This is a genomic window from Microbacterium sp. NPDC079356 (assembly GCF_049545465.1).
In the GTDB taxonomy this organism is placed as follows: domain Bacteria; phylum Actinomycetota; class Actinomycetes; order Actinomycetales; family Microbacteriaceae; genus Microbacterium; species Microbacterium gawkjiense.
Window position 1 is genome coordinate 143,433 of the sequence record NZ_JBMWDN010000005.1, and the last position, 13,827, is coordinate 157,259.

The window sequence follows — 13,827 nt, forward strand, 5'->3', positions numbered from 1 at the left end:
CGCGGCATCCGCTCTGCGCCGAATCCCGGTGCGCGGCATCCGCTCTGCGCCGAATCGCCACCCGCGTGCCGACTCACCACTGATGTGCGTGCCCTCGGGTGGTGGCTCGGCAGCCGGGTGGTGATTCGGCGAGGGGATGCGGCGGGACGCGGCATGCAGTGCGACCGTGAGCTCATCGGGTGCCGGCACCGGGTGGCATGGGCCACAACCGCGGAGATCCTCGGCGACACGCCGCGTGCCGGGGTCTCGATGCGGCGTGTCGGGCGGGATCTCCGCGGATACGGCGATCGAGATCGGATGTCCGAACCCCGGCATCCGGTCTGCGCCGACTCACGATCGGCGTGCCGATTCACCACTCGCGTGCCGACTCTCCACTCAGATGCGCGCCGTCGGGTGGTGACTCGGCAGCGGGGTGGTGATTCGGCGAAAGGATGGCGGGGCGAGGGTCAGGCGCCGGCGACGGTTTCGGAGGTGAGGCGGTAGCCGACACCCCGGACGGTCTCGATGTACCGGGGGTTGTTCGGGTTGTCGCCGAGCTTGCGGCGCAGGTTCGTCATGTGCGCCTCGATCGCCCGCTTGTCGGCCTCGCCGACGAAGTAGCTCGTCACGTACGACTCGCCGCGCAGCACCAGCGTCAGATCGGCCTTGCTGCGCACGCGACGCTTGGATTCCATGAGGGTCGACAGCAGGTCGAACTCCGTGCGGGTGAGCGTCAGTTCGCGCCCCGCGACGAGGACGACCCGGTGCTCGGCGTGCACGGCGAGGTCGCGGTGCACGGTCCAGCCGGGTCCGCCCACGGGCGGGACAGCGGATGCCGGGGCCACCGCGCCGCCGGGCTGCGGCATGCCCGGGTGGGGCGCACCCTGATGCGGAGCGCCCTGCGGCGGCAGGACCACCGCCCCGCCCTGCGGCGGCTGCTCGCTGTAGACGGGCGTCATGATGCGCTCATCGAACACGGGGGAGGTGGGCACGGCGTCGTACTGCGGCACGGCGGGTCGTGCGCCCGGGAACGACGGACCGGTCGCCTCCTGCCGCGGCGCGGCGGCGACGGCCGTGCCGGTGGCGCGCGGGCGGCGCAGCAGCGACTCGACGCGCGCACGCAGTTCGCGCGGGCGGAACGGCTTCACGACGTACTCGTCGGCGCCGGCACCGAGGCCGAGGACGACGTCCGCCTCTTCTTCGAGGCCGGTGATCATGATGATGTAGGTGTCGCTCTGCGCACGGATGCGGCGGGCCGCCTCGAACCCGTCGATGCCCGGCATGTTGACGTCGAGGGTCGTGATGAGCGGCTGGTACGAGAGTACGGCGCGGACGCCGTCGATGCCGTTGCCGACCGAGACGGTCGAGAAGCCGGCGGCCTCGAGGACCTCGACGATGAGATGACGGATGTCGGGATCGTCCTCGACGATGACCGCCGTCTTATGCATCGACATCGAATCACTCATCGATGTAGCCCCCGATTCCGGTGTGAAAGTCGGTCCTCATGCTACACAGGCGGCAGGCGCCGCCTCGCGCGGTCGCCGTCGCTCTCACCGGACGGCCCGCGTCAGCTCGACGCCGGCTTCGGGCCAGTAGACACCGGCCGCCGGTCCGCCGTTGCAGTCGCCGTCGCTCTCGCCCGGCGGTTTGATCCAGAGGTTCGTGTCGACGACGGTGTCGTGGAAGGTGCCGCCCGGGTCTCCCACGAGCTGCCCCGGCGGGTTGCACCATTCGCCGCCCGAGGTCGCCGCGCCGCTGCGGGAGGTGTCGACGATGGCGTGAGCACCGTCGAGGAGCGACGACAGCGACGCCGCGTAGGTGAACTCGTCGGCGGGGGACTGGTAGTTCGAGACGTTCGTCACGAAGCCGCGCACCCGGTCGATGACACCGGTCTGCCGGATGAGGTCGGCCATCTTCTGCGGCGGCAGCCAGTTGCTGTGCCCGCCGTCGATGTAGATCCAGGTGTTCGGCGACGTGATCAGGTCGACCGCCGTGCTGAGCTGGCGCGCGCGATCGGCGATGTTGCCGCACTCCTCCGACAGGGCGATGCTGTCGGGCTCGAGCGCGACGATCTTCTGCACGTCGGGCGCGGTTTCGAGGGCCGAGCCGATCTCGCGCAGCCAGACGGGGTAGTCCTGCTCGGACAGGCCGCCGGCGGAGTGGTTGCCGCAGTCGCGCCCGGGCAGCCCGTAGACCACCAGTGCGACGGAGCGTCCCTGGTCGCGCGCCTGGGAGATGAGGTCGAGCACGGTCCCGCCGGCGGTGCCGATGGGGTCCTGCTCCGGGGTCAGCCAGTACGCGGTGGGCTGCGCCGCGAGGTAGTCGGCGGCATCCTTCTGCTCACCGGAGAGCTCGCGCGCGGCTGCGGCGGCCTTAGCCTGGGTCGGCGCGATGACCGTCGTCCCCATCTCGGGGGCGCGGGCCGTGAGGGCCTGGAATCCGCGGGTCACCGCGCCTCCGATGACGCCCACGAGCACGAGGACCACGACGAGTCCCAGCACGATGCCCAGGGGGACGAGTATGCGGGCCGGCGGCATCCGCAGCTTCTTCCTGGGAGCCACTCTTGAACTCTAGTCATAGGCTGATACACCGATGATCACTGTCGTCTCGTACAACCTGCGCAAGCACGCCGCAGCGGGCGAACTCACCGAACTGGTGAGCCGCTACGACGTCGACGTGCTGTGTCTGCAAGAGGTGGACACGACCGACATGCCCGAGCGCATCGGCGGCCTCGTCCTCGCCGATGCGACCCGCTCCAATCGATTGGGCCTGGCGATCTACTACCGCGAGAACGGGTTCCGCGCCGGTGCGAGCCGCACCTTCTCGCTCAAGAAGTCGTTGCACGACATCGTCCTCAAGCCCGCCGACGAGCGGATGCTGGGGCTCCACCTGCGTGACATCGATCACGGCACCGAGTTCATCGTCGCGTCCTTCCACGCGGCACCGCTCACCGCGCTCAACTCGCTGCGTCGTCATCAGATCCGGGCGGCGCTGCGCGAGCTGTCGACGCTAGGCAAGGGCGCGCCGATCCTCATGGTCGGCGACTTCAACTACCCGGTGTTCAAGGAGAACCTCGGGCAGGTCATCCGCGAGAGCGGATACGAGCTGAGTCTCAGCGATGCGCGCACGTACACGCGGTACAAGTTCTTCAAGGGTTACTACGACTTCGCGACCTCGAGCGGGTTCGAGATCCAGCAGGTGCGGACGCTGCCGCAGGGCGCGAGCGACCACCTCCCGATCCTGGTGACGGCTGAGCCGATCGCGCGGGCGAAGCCCGACGTCGCCTGACGTCAGTCGTCGATCCGGTCTCGTCGGCGACGCAGACCCGCGGCGACGAGGATGACGGCACCCGCGGCGACGAGGGCGCCGGCGCCGATCCACAGCCCCGAGAGCTGGCTGCCGTCGAAGCCCGCCCGCACGAGCGGGCCGGTGCTCTGACTGGTGTCGATGACGGCGCTGGCGGTGCCGCCGGCCGACGTCGCCGAGACGGCCATGCGCATCATCGCGAAGGTCGCGCCGGCGCCGTTCTCTCCCGTGACGGTGACCGTGACGGTCTCGTTCGGGCCGAACGTGGTGTCGTCGCACGAGAAGCTGACCGTGTCGCCCGGGCCGGCACCGGCGGCATCCGACTGGCAGGCGTCGACCGGCGGGTAGATCGTCGAGGCGTGAGCGGCGACGGGCGCGCCGACGGGCAGTGTCGCGAAGACGGTGGTCGTAAGGAGGGCGCGGGGGAGACGGCGCATGGATGATGCTTTGCGGCCGGGTACTCACCTGAGTGGAACTGAGGCCGCCCGACCTGCGGTTTCCGTCGCGTGACGATTCGGGGTGCCCGCCGGGTCAGCCGAGGATCGCGCCGTCGGCGGGGTCGCACGACGCGCGCACGACCGGCGGGAGATCGGCGTCGGCGGTGGGGGGGGACCCATGCCTCGGCGTCACGGATGTCGGTGTCGGCGGTGACCTCGATCGTCACCGTCTGCGTGTCGCCGGGTTTCAGGTCGACCGAGTACGACAGCACGTGACGGCCACCGACCATGCCGCCGCCGAACCCGCTCTCCGTCGTGATCTCGGAGGAGGCGACCTCGAAGCCCTCGGGCAGGTAGACCTCGCCGACGACGCGGGCGATCCCGGGCGGGACTCCGTTGGCGCCGCCGCCCGTGATGTAGTCCGGGAGCGAGGTGGCGGCGCCGGCGGGGGCGTTCGAGGTCAGCGTGACCTGCACGGTGAGGGTGCGCGGGGTGGCGCCGACCCCGCATCCGGTGATGTCGAGGTGCGCGTCGGGCGTGACGTAGTAGTCCATCTTCGAGCCGGTGCCGTCGTTGACGTACACGCCGAATCGCGCGGTGTCGGCGTCGTTCGTCGGGGGAGCCCCTGCGAGTGTCGTGCCGGCGAGGACGTCGGCGTCGGCCGGGCCCGCGCTCCAGAGGTACAGGCGGTGCTCGGAACCGGCGCGGGACAGGGCCCGCAACAGTGCGCCGGCGTCGACGTCGCCGCTCGTCAGCGCCGAGAAGACCGCGCCCGCCGCCGCCGAGAACACGAGGTCCTGCTGATCGGCGTTGGGGTAGTCGAGGTACACGTCGTTGAGCAGGAACTGTGCGGCGTTGGCGCTCGTCAACGTCACGCCCGTCGGAAGGTCGACGGGGCCCGTCGCCTCGAGCAGGTACGACAGGGCGACGGGGTCGATGGAGATGACGCCGTCGACGGGCACGTCCTCGCGTGCCGCGAACTCCTTCGCCAACTCGGCGGTCAGCCGGAAATCGGGCACCTGCGTGATGTTCTGCAGGAAGCGCCCCGGTTTGGCCTGGTAGATCGAGGCGTACTCGCCCAGATCGAGGATCGACTCGGGGTACTGCGTCGTCGCGCGAGCCTGGATCTGCTCGCCGAGCGCGAGACGTCCGTCGTCGGCGCGCACCGGGGTCATCGAGCCGACGATGCCGCCGAGGGTGCGCCATTCGGCCAGGAAGGTCTCGGGCATCGGCATGATCCTGCGGGGGTCGGCCGACCGCGCCGGATCAGGGGGCGAAGACCGCGCGTTCCCAGCGGTCGCCGCCCGAGACCTGCGCGTGCGCGGCGGCCTCGGCCGCGGCGGCGCAGAGGCGGTCGAGGTTCCAGTCCGCGAGCGGCGCGGCGGCCACACCGATGCTCGCCGAGAGCCGGACGGGCACCGCCTGCTGGTCGGTGAGCGTCCCGATGCGATCGAGCAGTCGCGAGAGCAGACCGCGGACGGCGGTGTCGGGGCGCGGCAGCAGGACGAGGACCTGAGTGGCGGAGACCGCGTGGATGTCGGCCTCGGGAGGCATGACGTCGCGGATGTCCTGCGCGAAGCGCGCCGTCACGCGTTGGAAGGCGCGACCGCTCGACGCCTCGAGCAGCTCGCCCGGATCGTCGAGGCGCACGTCGAGGATCGACCACCACCGGTCCTCCGCGGCCTCGGCGCGCGCGAGGCGGTCACGCGCGATGCCGAAGAAGTCGAGTCCCTGTCGGGGGTCGACGTTCTGCGAGCCGCGACGCACGAGGTAGAGCAGGGTGACGACCGCGCACACGAGGTACACGAGCGCGACGAGCTCGTTGAGCGAGTAGAGGGCAGTCATGTCGGCCTCGGTCTGCGCGCCGGCGCCCTGGGCGAGGCGCACCACACCGTCGACGACGACGAGGGCCGCGAGGCCGATGAACCCGAGCGAGACGACGAGCAGCGGCAGCGACATCTCGCGCTCCGGCTTGCGCAGCCGCAGCAGTTCGCCCGCCGTGAGGGCCGCGACGACGGCCGCCACCGTGAACGAGATGCGCAGAACCGTGCCGTAGGCGCCGCTCTCGGCGGCGAGGCCGAGGATGATCGCGAGCGCGCTGAAAACGACGATCGTGGGCACCAGCATGATCGGTTCACGCCCCCGACGGGCTCGCAGTCCGACCCACACGAAGGCGGAGGCGCACAGGATCGGGCCGTGCGCGGCGGCGCGCAGGAAGCTCGAGTCGAGCTGGTCGGCGACGACGAGCAGGTAGCAGCTCAGCATGGCGAGGGCGAAGCCCGACGACCAGATCGCCGCCGCGCGGCCCGGGAACGGGAGGAAGCCCAGCCCGATCATCATGATCGTGCAGGCGGTCGCGATCGCGACGAGCGCGATGGTCACATCGACCTGCGTCATGACTCGACCCCCTCATCACGATCCGCGGCGGGCAGTCGGACCGTGACGGTCGTCCCGCGTCCGAGGGCGCTTTCCACCGCGATGCTACCCCCGTGGGCCTCGACGATGTCGCGGGCGATGCCCATGCCCAGCCCCGTGCCCGACACTGAGCCCTCCTGCGCGTTCTGCGCCCGGAAGTACGGGGTGAACACGCGCTCGACGTCCTCGGCTGTCATGCCGATGCCCTCGTCGGCGATCGAGACGGCGACCCAGCCGTCGTCGTCGAGCGCCGCCGCGACGCGCAGGGTGCCGCGGTCGCTGTACTTGATCGCGTTGCTCATGATGTTGTCGACGACCTGGCGCAGCCGGAACTCGTCGCCCTCGACGAGGAGGGGACCCGCGACGACGGATTCGATGGCGAGGGCCGAGGCGGATGCCGCGGGCTCGAACGCCTCGATCGAGGCCTCGACGAGCGCGGCGGCGTCGAACCTCGCATGGTCCTCCGCGGCATCCGTCGACTGCGAGAGCAGGCCCTGGATCAGGGTGAGCATGCGCTCGCTCGCCGATTCGATGACGTCGAGGTGGTCGCGCTGCCCGGGGGTGAGGTTCGAGCCCTCGAGGAGCAGGTCGGCGTGGCCGAGGATCACCGTCAGCGGGTTGCGCAGCTCGTGCGCGACGACGCGGGTGACGTGGGGCCGCTCACGCTGGGCCTCGGCGACGGCGGTGAGGTCGGCGAGCTCGATGACGACCGTCTGCTGGCCGAGGGAGTTGGGGGCGGCGTCGCGGATCGACAGTCCGAGCGCGCGCCAGGTGCCCATGCGGTCGAAGAGCCAGAGCCGCTCGTTCTCGACCAGCTCGCCACGCACGGCGCGCGCGACGGTCGTCTCGGCGGGGCTGAGCGCCCGCCCGCGGTAGTCGGAGTACTCGACGGCGCCGCCGAGGGGGAAGCGCAGGTCCTGCGTGTCGAGGGAGTACAGGGCGCGGTACGCGGCGTTCGCCGAGACGATCTCGCCGCCGGGCGTGACCCGCGCCAGCGCGACCGAGATGGAGTCGAACACGGCATTGACCCGCTGCTCGGCGGCCTGGACCCGGTCGACGGTGGCGGCCAGGCGGCGCGCCTGGTTGCGGGCGAGGACCCGGAACGCGCGGATGCGGCGGGCGCCGCTGGCGACCGTGATGGCGAGGAACGCCAGCGCCAGCAGGATGATCAGCAGCTCGACGATCACGTCGGGCGAGAAACCCCAGTGCGACGGGTCGGCGAGGCTCATGACCGCGACGGCGCAGATGGCGAGGACGATCTCGGCCGACCCGTAGTAGGTCGCGATCCAGGCGATCGGGAACACCCACAGGTAGCCGAGGCTCGGCTCGCTGAGGGTGAGGAACCCGATCGCGACGATGTCGACCAGCGGGAGGACGAAGGCGGCGTGCCGAGGCGTGCGGGCCCACGGGGTGACCAGGGTCGCCATCGAGCAGATGATGATGACGAAGATCCCGATGAGGAAGCCGGGGCTCGCGAGCAGTCCCACGTTGAGGACGCCGACGGCGACGGTGATGGCCACGACGCTGAAGGTGAACACCAGCTGCCACTGCCACACGGATCTCACACGCGTGCCGATGAGCTGACTGTCCGCCCAGCGGCTTTCGGTTGTCGGCATCAGTTGGCTCCGTCGCCAGTGTAACCACGCGCAGAGCGCGCGACGTCAGAAGGCGGTGTCGCCGGGAGCGAGCGCGGCTCGTGCGGTCGTGAAGAGGATGCCGACGTCGCCGACGAGCGTCCAGTTCTCGACGTACGACAGGTCGAGCCGCACCGACTCCTCCCACGACAGCGAGGAACGGCCGCTGACCTGCCACAGTCCGGTGATGCCGGGCTTGACGAGGAATCGCCGGTGGACGTGATCGGCGTAGAGCTCCACCTCGCGCGGCAGCGGCGGGCGGGGGCCGACGAGCGACATCGATGGGGCACCGTACCAGCGACCTGTAACAGGGATGTGTCGAGGATGTCATCGGTCTACACCGCGGGCGCGGCGGGAAGGCGCAGCGTCGCCCGCACACCCCGCCCCGGCGTCGAGACCAGCGTGACGTCGCCGTTGTTGCGGCGGGCGAGATCGCGCGCGTTGGCGAGCCCGAGGCCCAGGCCGCTGGCGGTGCGCCCCTCGGCTTCGCGGCCGCGGAAGAACCGTTCGAAGGCGCTGGCGAGGGTCTCGGGCGACATGCCCGGTCCGTCGTCGGCGACGACGATCGCGATGTCGTCGCCGTCACGGCGGGCCTCGACCCAGACGGTACCGGCCTCGGCGAAGGTGACCGCGTTCGAGACGAGACTCCAGAGCGCCCGCCGCGCGTCGGGTTCGGCCGCCCAGACGTGCAGGGCGCTCAGCGTCGTCACGAGGTGGGTGCCGCGGGCGACGGCCTCGGGGCGGTGGGCGTCGCACACCTCGAGGATGAGGTCGTCGACCGGGAGGCGGGTGGGCTCGCCGCCCGAGGCGGCCTGGGTCAGTCCGTCGAGCAGGCCTGCCAGGCGGGCGGCCCCGCGCCGGATCGCCTCGACCCAACCGCGCTGGTCGCCCGACAGAGGGGAGTCTGTCAGGAGGTCGGCATAGCCGAGCACGTTGGTCACGGGGGTACGCAGTTCGTGGCTGGCCGCGGTGACGAAGTCCTCGCGCTGGCGTTCGAGGTCGAGCTGCTGCGTCATCGCGGCCGCGCGCGCCCGCTCGGCGGCGGCGATGTCCTCGGCGGCCCGGACGGCGAGGGCGGCGTTGGTGCGCCCCTCGAAACGGGCGATCGAGACGAGCACGGTGAAGACGCCGATCGCGCTCATGAACACGACGAGCGTCACGGCGGCATCCCGCGACTCGACGGTGCCGAGTCCGCTCCTGCCCCCGGCGGTGAGGGTGAGGAGGAGGACCGCGATCGAGGTGAGCAGCGCCGACCAGGTGGCGACGCGGACCGGGAAGCGCAGGCACGCGCCCGCAATCGCCGCGAAGGTGAGGAACGAGAGGTGTGCGAGGCCGGGCGGGCCGAAGGCGAGGATGACGCTGGCTCCGACGGCCGCGGCGTGCACCACGAGTTCGAGGGGACGCGCGCGCTCCTCGCGGCCGGCGGGGAGGATCGCGAGGCTCCCGATCAGGATCATCGCCGAGCTGTGCGAGGCGAAGATGACGATCGAGGTGGGGAAGAAGTCATCCCGGAGGAGCAGGACGTTGGTCGCGGCGATCCCGACGCTCGCGACGGCGGCGCCCCCGAGCACGGCCGCGACGAACCCCGTCGCCCGCGACAGGGTGTCGAGCCGCAACCCGGTGCCGCGCCGGGTGAGCAGCGCGGCGACGAGCAGCACCTCGAGGGTGTTGAAGAAGGCGTACAGCAGCCACAGCTCCCAGGAGCGGCCGGCGATCGCGTTGGCGGTGGCGGTGAGGGCGAAGATCAGCGCCAACACGATCCAGCGCCGTTCGGGCGCGACACGCAGCGCGAAGGCGAGCGACAGACCGGCGGCCGGCCACCAGATGGCGATCGGCAGGCCGTTCGCCTGCAGGCGGACGCCGACCAGGGCGAGCAGCAGGATGCCGGCCGACGTGAGGGCCCACCACAGGATGCGGCGGCCCGGGGCGAGGTCCGGGGCGAGACCTGCGGCGCGGCCGCGCGGCGGCGCGCCCTGCCCGCCCCCGCTCCTCGTCACGCGTACACCGTACAGTCGGCGGTGTTCCGGTGGATACGGCGGTGTATTGTCTGCTGCATCGCCGACGTTCGGGTCGGCTCGATGACGCGAGGTGAGCGCGTGGCACACGTGCTGGTGGTGGAGGACGACGTCGATGTCGCGTTGTTGCTGCAGCAGGTGCTCGCGCGCGTCGGTCACGAGGTCTCGGTCGCCCACGACGGCGGCGCTGGGCTCGATGCGGCGCATGCGCAGCATCCCGATGTCGTCATCCTGGACTGGATGATGCCGATCAAGACGGGCATCGAGGTGTGCTCCGAACTGCGGGCGGATCCGGGGTTCGCCGACACCCGCATCCTCATGCTCACCGCCCGGTCGTCGCCGCAGGACGTCTCGCGCGCGAAGGCGGCCGGGGTCGACGACTACGTCGTCAAACCGTTCACCCCGCGTCAGCTGCGGGAGCGGGTCGAGAACCTGCTCGCCGGTTGAGTCGTCAGTCGGCAGGCACCACCAGCTCGCGCTCGAGCACGACCTGGTCGCCGACCTGACGCAGCGCCGTGCCCGCCTCTCGGGTGCCGAGCCCCGCCGGGACGGCGAGGGTGAGGGCGCGGGCGGAGAGGATGCCGGGGCTCGAGACCTGCACGCGCAGCCGGTCGCCCGTGCGGGTGAGCTCGACGGCGGCTTCGCGCGCGCCGGAGTGCTTGACGGCGTTCACAAGGGCCTCGTTGACCATGCGGTTGGCCTCTTCGCCGACGCCGGGACGGTCGAGGGCGGCGCGCGCGTCGTCGGCGATGCCGACGCGGACGTCCATCACGACCGCCCAGGCCTCGATGAGATCCTCGATGGTCTCCTCGTCGACGGCGGTGGCTCCCGTGCGCAGGTCGTGGAGGATCTCGTCGGTCTGGGCGCGGAAGGCGGTGAGCGTCGCCTCGTCGGCGGGGTTCTCGTCGACGTGCGCGGCGAGGATGACGCACCGGCTCTGCAGGCGGCCGTGCAGCAGGTCGCTCCCTCGACGCAGCGGTGCCCGCGCGGTGTCGACGGCGGTGGCGAGGGTGCGGGCCGCGGTGCGGAGGACGGCGGTGGCGCGTGCCTCCTCGGCGCGGGCCCGTCGGTAGGAGTCGACGGAGATGGCGATGGCGCTCGCGGCGAGCGGCAGGCCGAGCAGCGGGACGAGCCCGAGCGCGCCGACGTCGGGCAGGAGTGTGTAGGTCAGCCACATGATGCCCACGCCCGCGAGGGCCCACACGGCGAGGAACACGAGACCGCGGGGTGTCGCGGGCAGACGGCGCGCGCGACGGGTGACGGCGCCCGCGGCGAGGTCGAGGGCGGCGCTCGCCGCCAGGGCCGCGGCGGCCACGGACGGCCCGCCGTGGGCGAGGCCGAAGGGGAGGGTCGCGGCGACATAGGTCAGTCCGACGGTGAGGGGCGGCGTCGCGCTCAGTCGCGCGAGGAGCGGCACACCGCGGGGGACGTCGGTCGGGGTGAAATCGGGCTGATCGTCGGTCGGCCACTGCGTGAGTTCGTCGAGACGGTGGCTGGCCGACCGCACGCGGGTGGAGTAGTCGCGCACCGCGTCGTAGTCGACCGTGCCGGCGAGGAGGCGGTCGCGGTGCCGCGCGAGGTCGTCGGCCATCTGCGCGAGGATGCCCGAAACCTTCGTCCGCAGGTGGGCGGCCTCGGCCGTGCCCCCGCGCATGAGGGCGCTCGCCTGGCGCAGTCGTCGGGTCGTGGCCCGCAACTGTCGGTGGTAGGTCACGGCGACGGCGCAGACCGTGAAGAGGATGCCGGTGGTCACGATGTTCGTGGTGATCCGCGCCGTCCAGTTGCCGCCGGTGGTCAGGCCGAAGAGGCCCACGCTGATGGCGTCGTTGAGGAAGGGGCGGATCGCCGAGAGGCCGACCAGGGTTGCGATGACGACGGCGACCCGCTCGGCGGCGGACTTCGCGAGCCGGCGTTCGGCGTAAGCGGCGACGAGGCCGAGGAGGGCGAGCGGCACCCAGCCGATCGCGGCGACGGCGACGCCGCGCAGGTAGCCGTCGAAGGAGGGGATCCCGACGCTCGGCACGCTGAGGAACGTGCCGATGACGAACGACATGAGCAGCGACCAGCGTGTGAAGTACTCGCCGCTCGCGAACGGGCCCGACAGGACGGCGACGGCGAGGTCGGTGAGGCGGCGCCACCTCGACGGCACCTCTGTCCTCTCGCCCTGCACATGGGCAGCGTAGCGGCAGTCCGGTGTTCTCAGCGTGGGACGGTGGTCAGGTCGTCGCCGGTCCAGAACAGGACCGCGTCGGGGGTGATCGCGAGGGCTGCCGGGGTCGCGGCATCCGCTGTCACACAGGCGAGCGGGTCGGTGGCGGAGGTCAGCGACGTGAGCAGCAGGCCGTCGCAGTCCGGGGTGCAGGTCGCGGCGATGATCTCGCCGTCGAGGGTGTCGAGGGCGACGACGTCGGTTCCGGCGGCGAGGTAGCGCTCGGCCGGGGCGGGTGCCGTCACCGCCGGCGGGGCGCTCGCCGTCGGAGACGGGCTGTCGACGGGAAGGGATGCCACGGGCCGCGCGGCGCGCTCGGGATCCACTCCCTGCGTGCGCTGCAGAGCGAGCACGACCAGGCCGCCGACGCCTGCGGTCAGGGCGACGACGAGGACGGCGACGACGACGGAGGGCAAGGCGTCGCTTTCCATGACCCATCCCGATCGAATCAACGACTTCCCTCGCATCCATTGGGGTTACTCGGATGCCGAGCGCCTTGAGCTGAACATCAGGAGCCGGACTCGCAACCATCTCGGAAGCCTCCAATCTCTCTCGAGCAATCGCAGTCGACTCTCCGGATGGCTCGCGCAGAGGTCGGTGTCACCATGGCATGCGGTTATGGCCGTCATGTGACGCCTGTATGTCGACTGGGAAATGGACGTGGCCGCGGCGCGTCACACCAGGAGCTGAAGTTGGCGAAGCGTCATCCGATCGCGTAGTATCGAGTTTTGGTGCCTGCGCCCTGCTGGCCTCGCACCGCGAACGTGAGCCCTCCACTGGCGTGTTCGACCGGCATCCCGAGCGAACCACCCCGGAGTGGGATTCACGAACTTCTCCGTTCGAATCAATGAAAGCAGCACTACTGTGACGCGCACGTACACTCCCAAGGCTGGTGAGATCACCCGTGAGTGGGTGGTCATCGACGCATCCGACGTCGTCCTCGGCCGCCTCGCCTCGCACGCTGCCACGCTCCTGCGCGGCAAGCACAAGCCCACCTTCGCGAACCACGTCGACACCGGCGACTTCGTCATCATCATCAACGCCGACAAGGTGGCCCTCACCGGCCAGAAGCTCGAGCAGAAGAAGGCCTACCGCCACTCGGGTTACCCGGGCGGTCTCAAGTCGGTCACCTACGCCGAGCTCCTCGAGAAGAACCCGGTGCGCGCCGTTGAGAAGGCCGTCCGCGGCATGCTCCCCAAGAACAGCCTGGGTCGCCAGCAGCTGTCCAAGCTCAAGGTCTACGCCGGTGCCGAGCACCCGCACGCGGCCCAGCAGCCCACCACGTACACCTTCGACCAGGTCGCCCAGTAAGCGCCGCAGAGAAGAACAAGGATTATCTGATGGCGAAGATCGCTGACTCCCTCGACCAGACTCCCGAGAACTACTCGACCGAGACGCCGGCTGCCGCTGAGGCCGCCCCGGCTCGCCCCGTCCTCTCCGTCCCCGGCGCCGCTGTGGGCCGTCGCAAGCAGGCCATCGCCCGCGTGCGCCTGGTTCCCGGCTCGGGCACCATCACGGTGAACGGCCGCACGATCGAGGACTACTTCCCCAACAAGCTGCACCAGCAGCTCATCAACGACCCGTTCACGGTCCTCGGCCTCGCCGGTGGCTACGACGTGATCGCCCGCATCTCGGGTGGTGGCCCCTCGGGCCAGGCCGGCGCCCTGCGCCTCGGCATCGCGCGTGCCCTCAACGAGATCGACGCCGAGAACAACCGCCCGACCCTCAAGAAGGCCGGCTTCCTGTCGCGCGACGCTCGCGTCAAGGAGCGCAAGAAGGCTGGTCTCAAGAAGGCGCGCAAGGCTCCCCAGTACTCGAAGCGTTAATCCTTC

At 71.0% G+C, this 13,827-nt stretch carries 13 protein-coding genes and 1 pseudogene; 4 read left to right on the forward strand and 10 right to left on the reverse strand.

The features are described from left to right. Nucleotides 1–446 precede the first annotated feature (446 nt). Both ACPEH0_RS12340 and ACPEH0_RS12345 read right to left on the reverse strand, forming a co-directional pair. Nucleotides 447–1,445: a response regulator transcription factor gene (locus ACPEH0_RS12340; RefSeq protein WP_366214285.1), complete on the reverse strand. Its 999-nt coding sequence runs from the start codon at nucleotides 1,443–1,445 to the stop codon at nucleotides 447–449. An 84-nt stretch (nucleotides 1,446–1,529) separates the two neighbouring features. After that, the gene (locus ACPEH0_RS12345) at nucleotides 1,530–2,540 is read right to left on the reverse strand and encodes a glycoside hydrolase family 6 protein (protein ID WP_366214286.1); all 1,011 of its coding nucleotides are present in this window, start codon (nucleotides 2,538–2,540) and stop codon (nucleotides 1,530–1,532) included. Between the two features lie 31 nt (nucleotides 2,541–2,571). On the opposite strand from ACPEH0_RS12345, the gene ACPEH0_RS12350 reads away from it, so the two are divergent. Beyond that, on the forward strand, nucleotides 2,572–3,267 hold the full coding sequence (locus tag ACPEH0_RS12350; RefSeq protein ID WP_366214287.1) for an endonuclease/exonuclease/phosphatase family protein: 696 nt from the start codon (nucleotides 2,572–2,574) through the stop codon (nucleotides 3,265–3,267). A gap of 2 nt (nucleotides 3,268–3,269) precedes the next feature. Here the strand turns inward: ACPEH0_RS12350 and ACPEH0_RS12355 are convergent, their stop codons facing one another. The 6 genes and pseudogenes from ACPEH0_RS12355 to ACPEH0_RS12380 all read right to left on the reverse strand — a co-directional run bounded on the left by ACPEH0_RS12355 (nucleotide 3,270) and on the right by ACPEH0_RS12380 (nucleotide 9,768). Then, the gene (locus ACPEH0_RS12355; RefSeq protein ID WP_366214288.1) at nucleotides 3,270–3,473 is read right to left on the reverse strand and encodes a hypothetical protein; all 204 of its coding nucleotides are present in this window, start codon (nucleotides 3,471–3,473) and stop codon (nucleotides 3,270–3,272) included. Between the two features lie 5 nt (nucleotides 3,474–3,478). After that, on the reverse strand, nucleotides 3,479–4,951 hold the full coding sequence (locus ACPEH0_RS12360) for a DUF4012 domain-containing protein (RefSeq protein WP_366214289.1): 1,473 nt from the start codon (nucleotides 4,949–4,951) through the stop codon (nucleotides 3,479–3,481). Nucleotides 4,952–4,988: 37 nt separating this feature from the next. Then, entirely contained in the window at nucleotides 4,989–6,119 is a 1,131-nt protein-coding gene (locus ACPEH0_RS12365) for a hypothetical protein (protein WP_366214290.1), read from the reverse strand. Beyond that, complete coding sequence (locus ACPEH0_RS12370) at nucleotides 6,116–7,753, reverse strand: sensor histidine kinase (RefSeq protein ID WP_366214291.1); 1,638 nt, start codon at nucleotides 7,751–7,753, stop codon at nucleotides 6,116–6,118. The genes ACPEH0_RS12365 and ACPEH0_RS12370 overlap by 4 nt, the downstream gene beginning before the upstream one ends. Before the next feature lie 45 nt (nucleotides 7,754–7,798). Beyond that, nucleotides 7,799–8,053, reverse strand: a pseudogene (locus tag ACPEH0_RS12375) (sugar transferase); the annotation flags it as partial. A gap of 53 nt (nucleotides 8,054–8,106) precedes the next feature. Then, nucleotides 8,107–9,768, reverse strand: a complete 1,662-nt coding sequence (locus ACPEH0_RS12380; RefSeq protein WP_366214292.1) for a sensor histidine kinase — start codon at nucleotides 9,766–9,768, stop codon at nucleotides 8,107–8,109. 99 nt (nucleotides 9,769–9,867) lie between these two features. Between ACPEH0_RS12380 and ACPEH0_RS12385 the strand changes: the two genes are divergently transcribed. After that, a complete protein-coding gene (locus ACPEH0_RS12385; protein WP_366214293.1) occupies nucleotides 9,868–10,233 on the forward strand; it encodes a response regulator transcription factor in 366 nt (121 codons plus the stop codon). Nucleotides 10,234–10,237: 4 nt separating this feature from the next. On the opposite strand, the gene ACPEH0_RS12390 is transcribed toward ACPEH0_RS12385, so the two are convergent. Then, nucleotides 10,238–11,935, reverse strand: coding sequence for a hypothetical protein (locus ACPEH0_RS12390; RefSeq protein WP_366214294.1), 1,698 nt, complete (start codon nucleotides 11,933–11,935; stop codon nucleotides 10,238–10,240). Nucleotides 11,936–11,985: 50 nt separating this feature from the next. After that, nucleotides 11,986–12,426 (reverse strand): hypothetical protein, encoded by a 441-nt coding sequence (locus ACPEH0_RS12395; RefSeq protein WP_366214295.1) that lies wholly within the window; start codon nucleotides 12,424–12,426, stop codon nucleotides 11,986–11,988. A gap of 433 nt (nucleotides 12,427–12,859) precedes the next feature. Here ACPEH0_RS12395 and rplM point away from each other — a divergent pair, with 433 nt between their 5' ends. Both rplM and rpsI read left to right on the forward strand, forming a co-directional pair. Beyond that, the gene (rplM, locus tag ACPEH0_RS12400) at nucleotides 12,860–13,306 is read left to right on the forward strand and encodes a 50S ribosomal protein L13 (RefSeq protein ID WP_253036147.1); all 447 of its coding nucleotides are present in this window, start codon (nucleotides 12,860–12,862) and stop codon (nucleotides 13,304–13,306) included. 29 nt (nucleotides 13,307–13,335) lie between these two features. Further along, the gene (gene rpsI / locus ACPEH0_RS12405) at nucleotides 13,336–13,821 is read left to right on the forward strand and encodes a 30S ribosomal protein S9 (protein ID WP_064003289.1); all 486 of its coding nucleotides are present in this window, start codon (nucleotides 13,336–13,338) and stop codon (nucleotides 13,819–13,821) included. Nucleotides 13,822–13,827 lie beyond the last annotated feature (6 nt).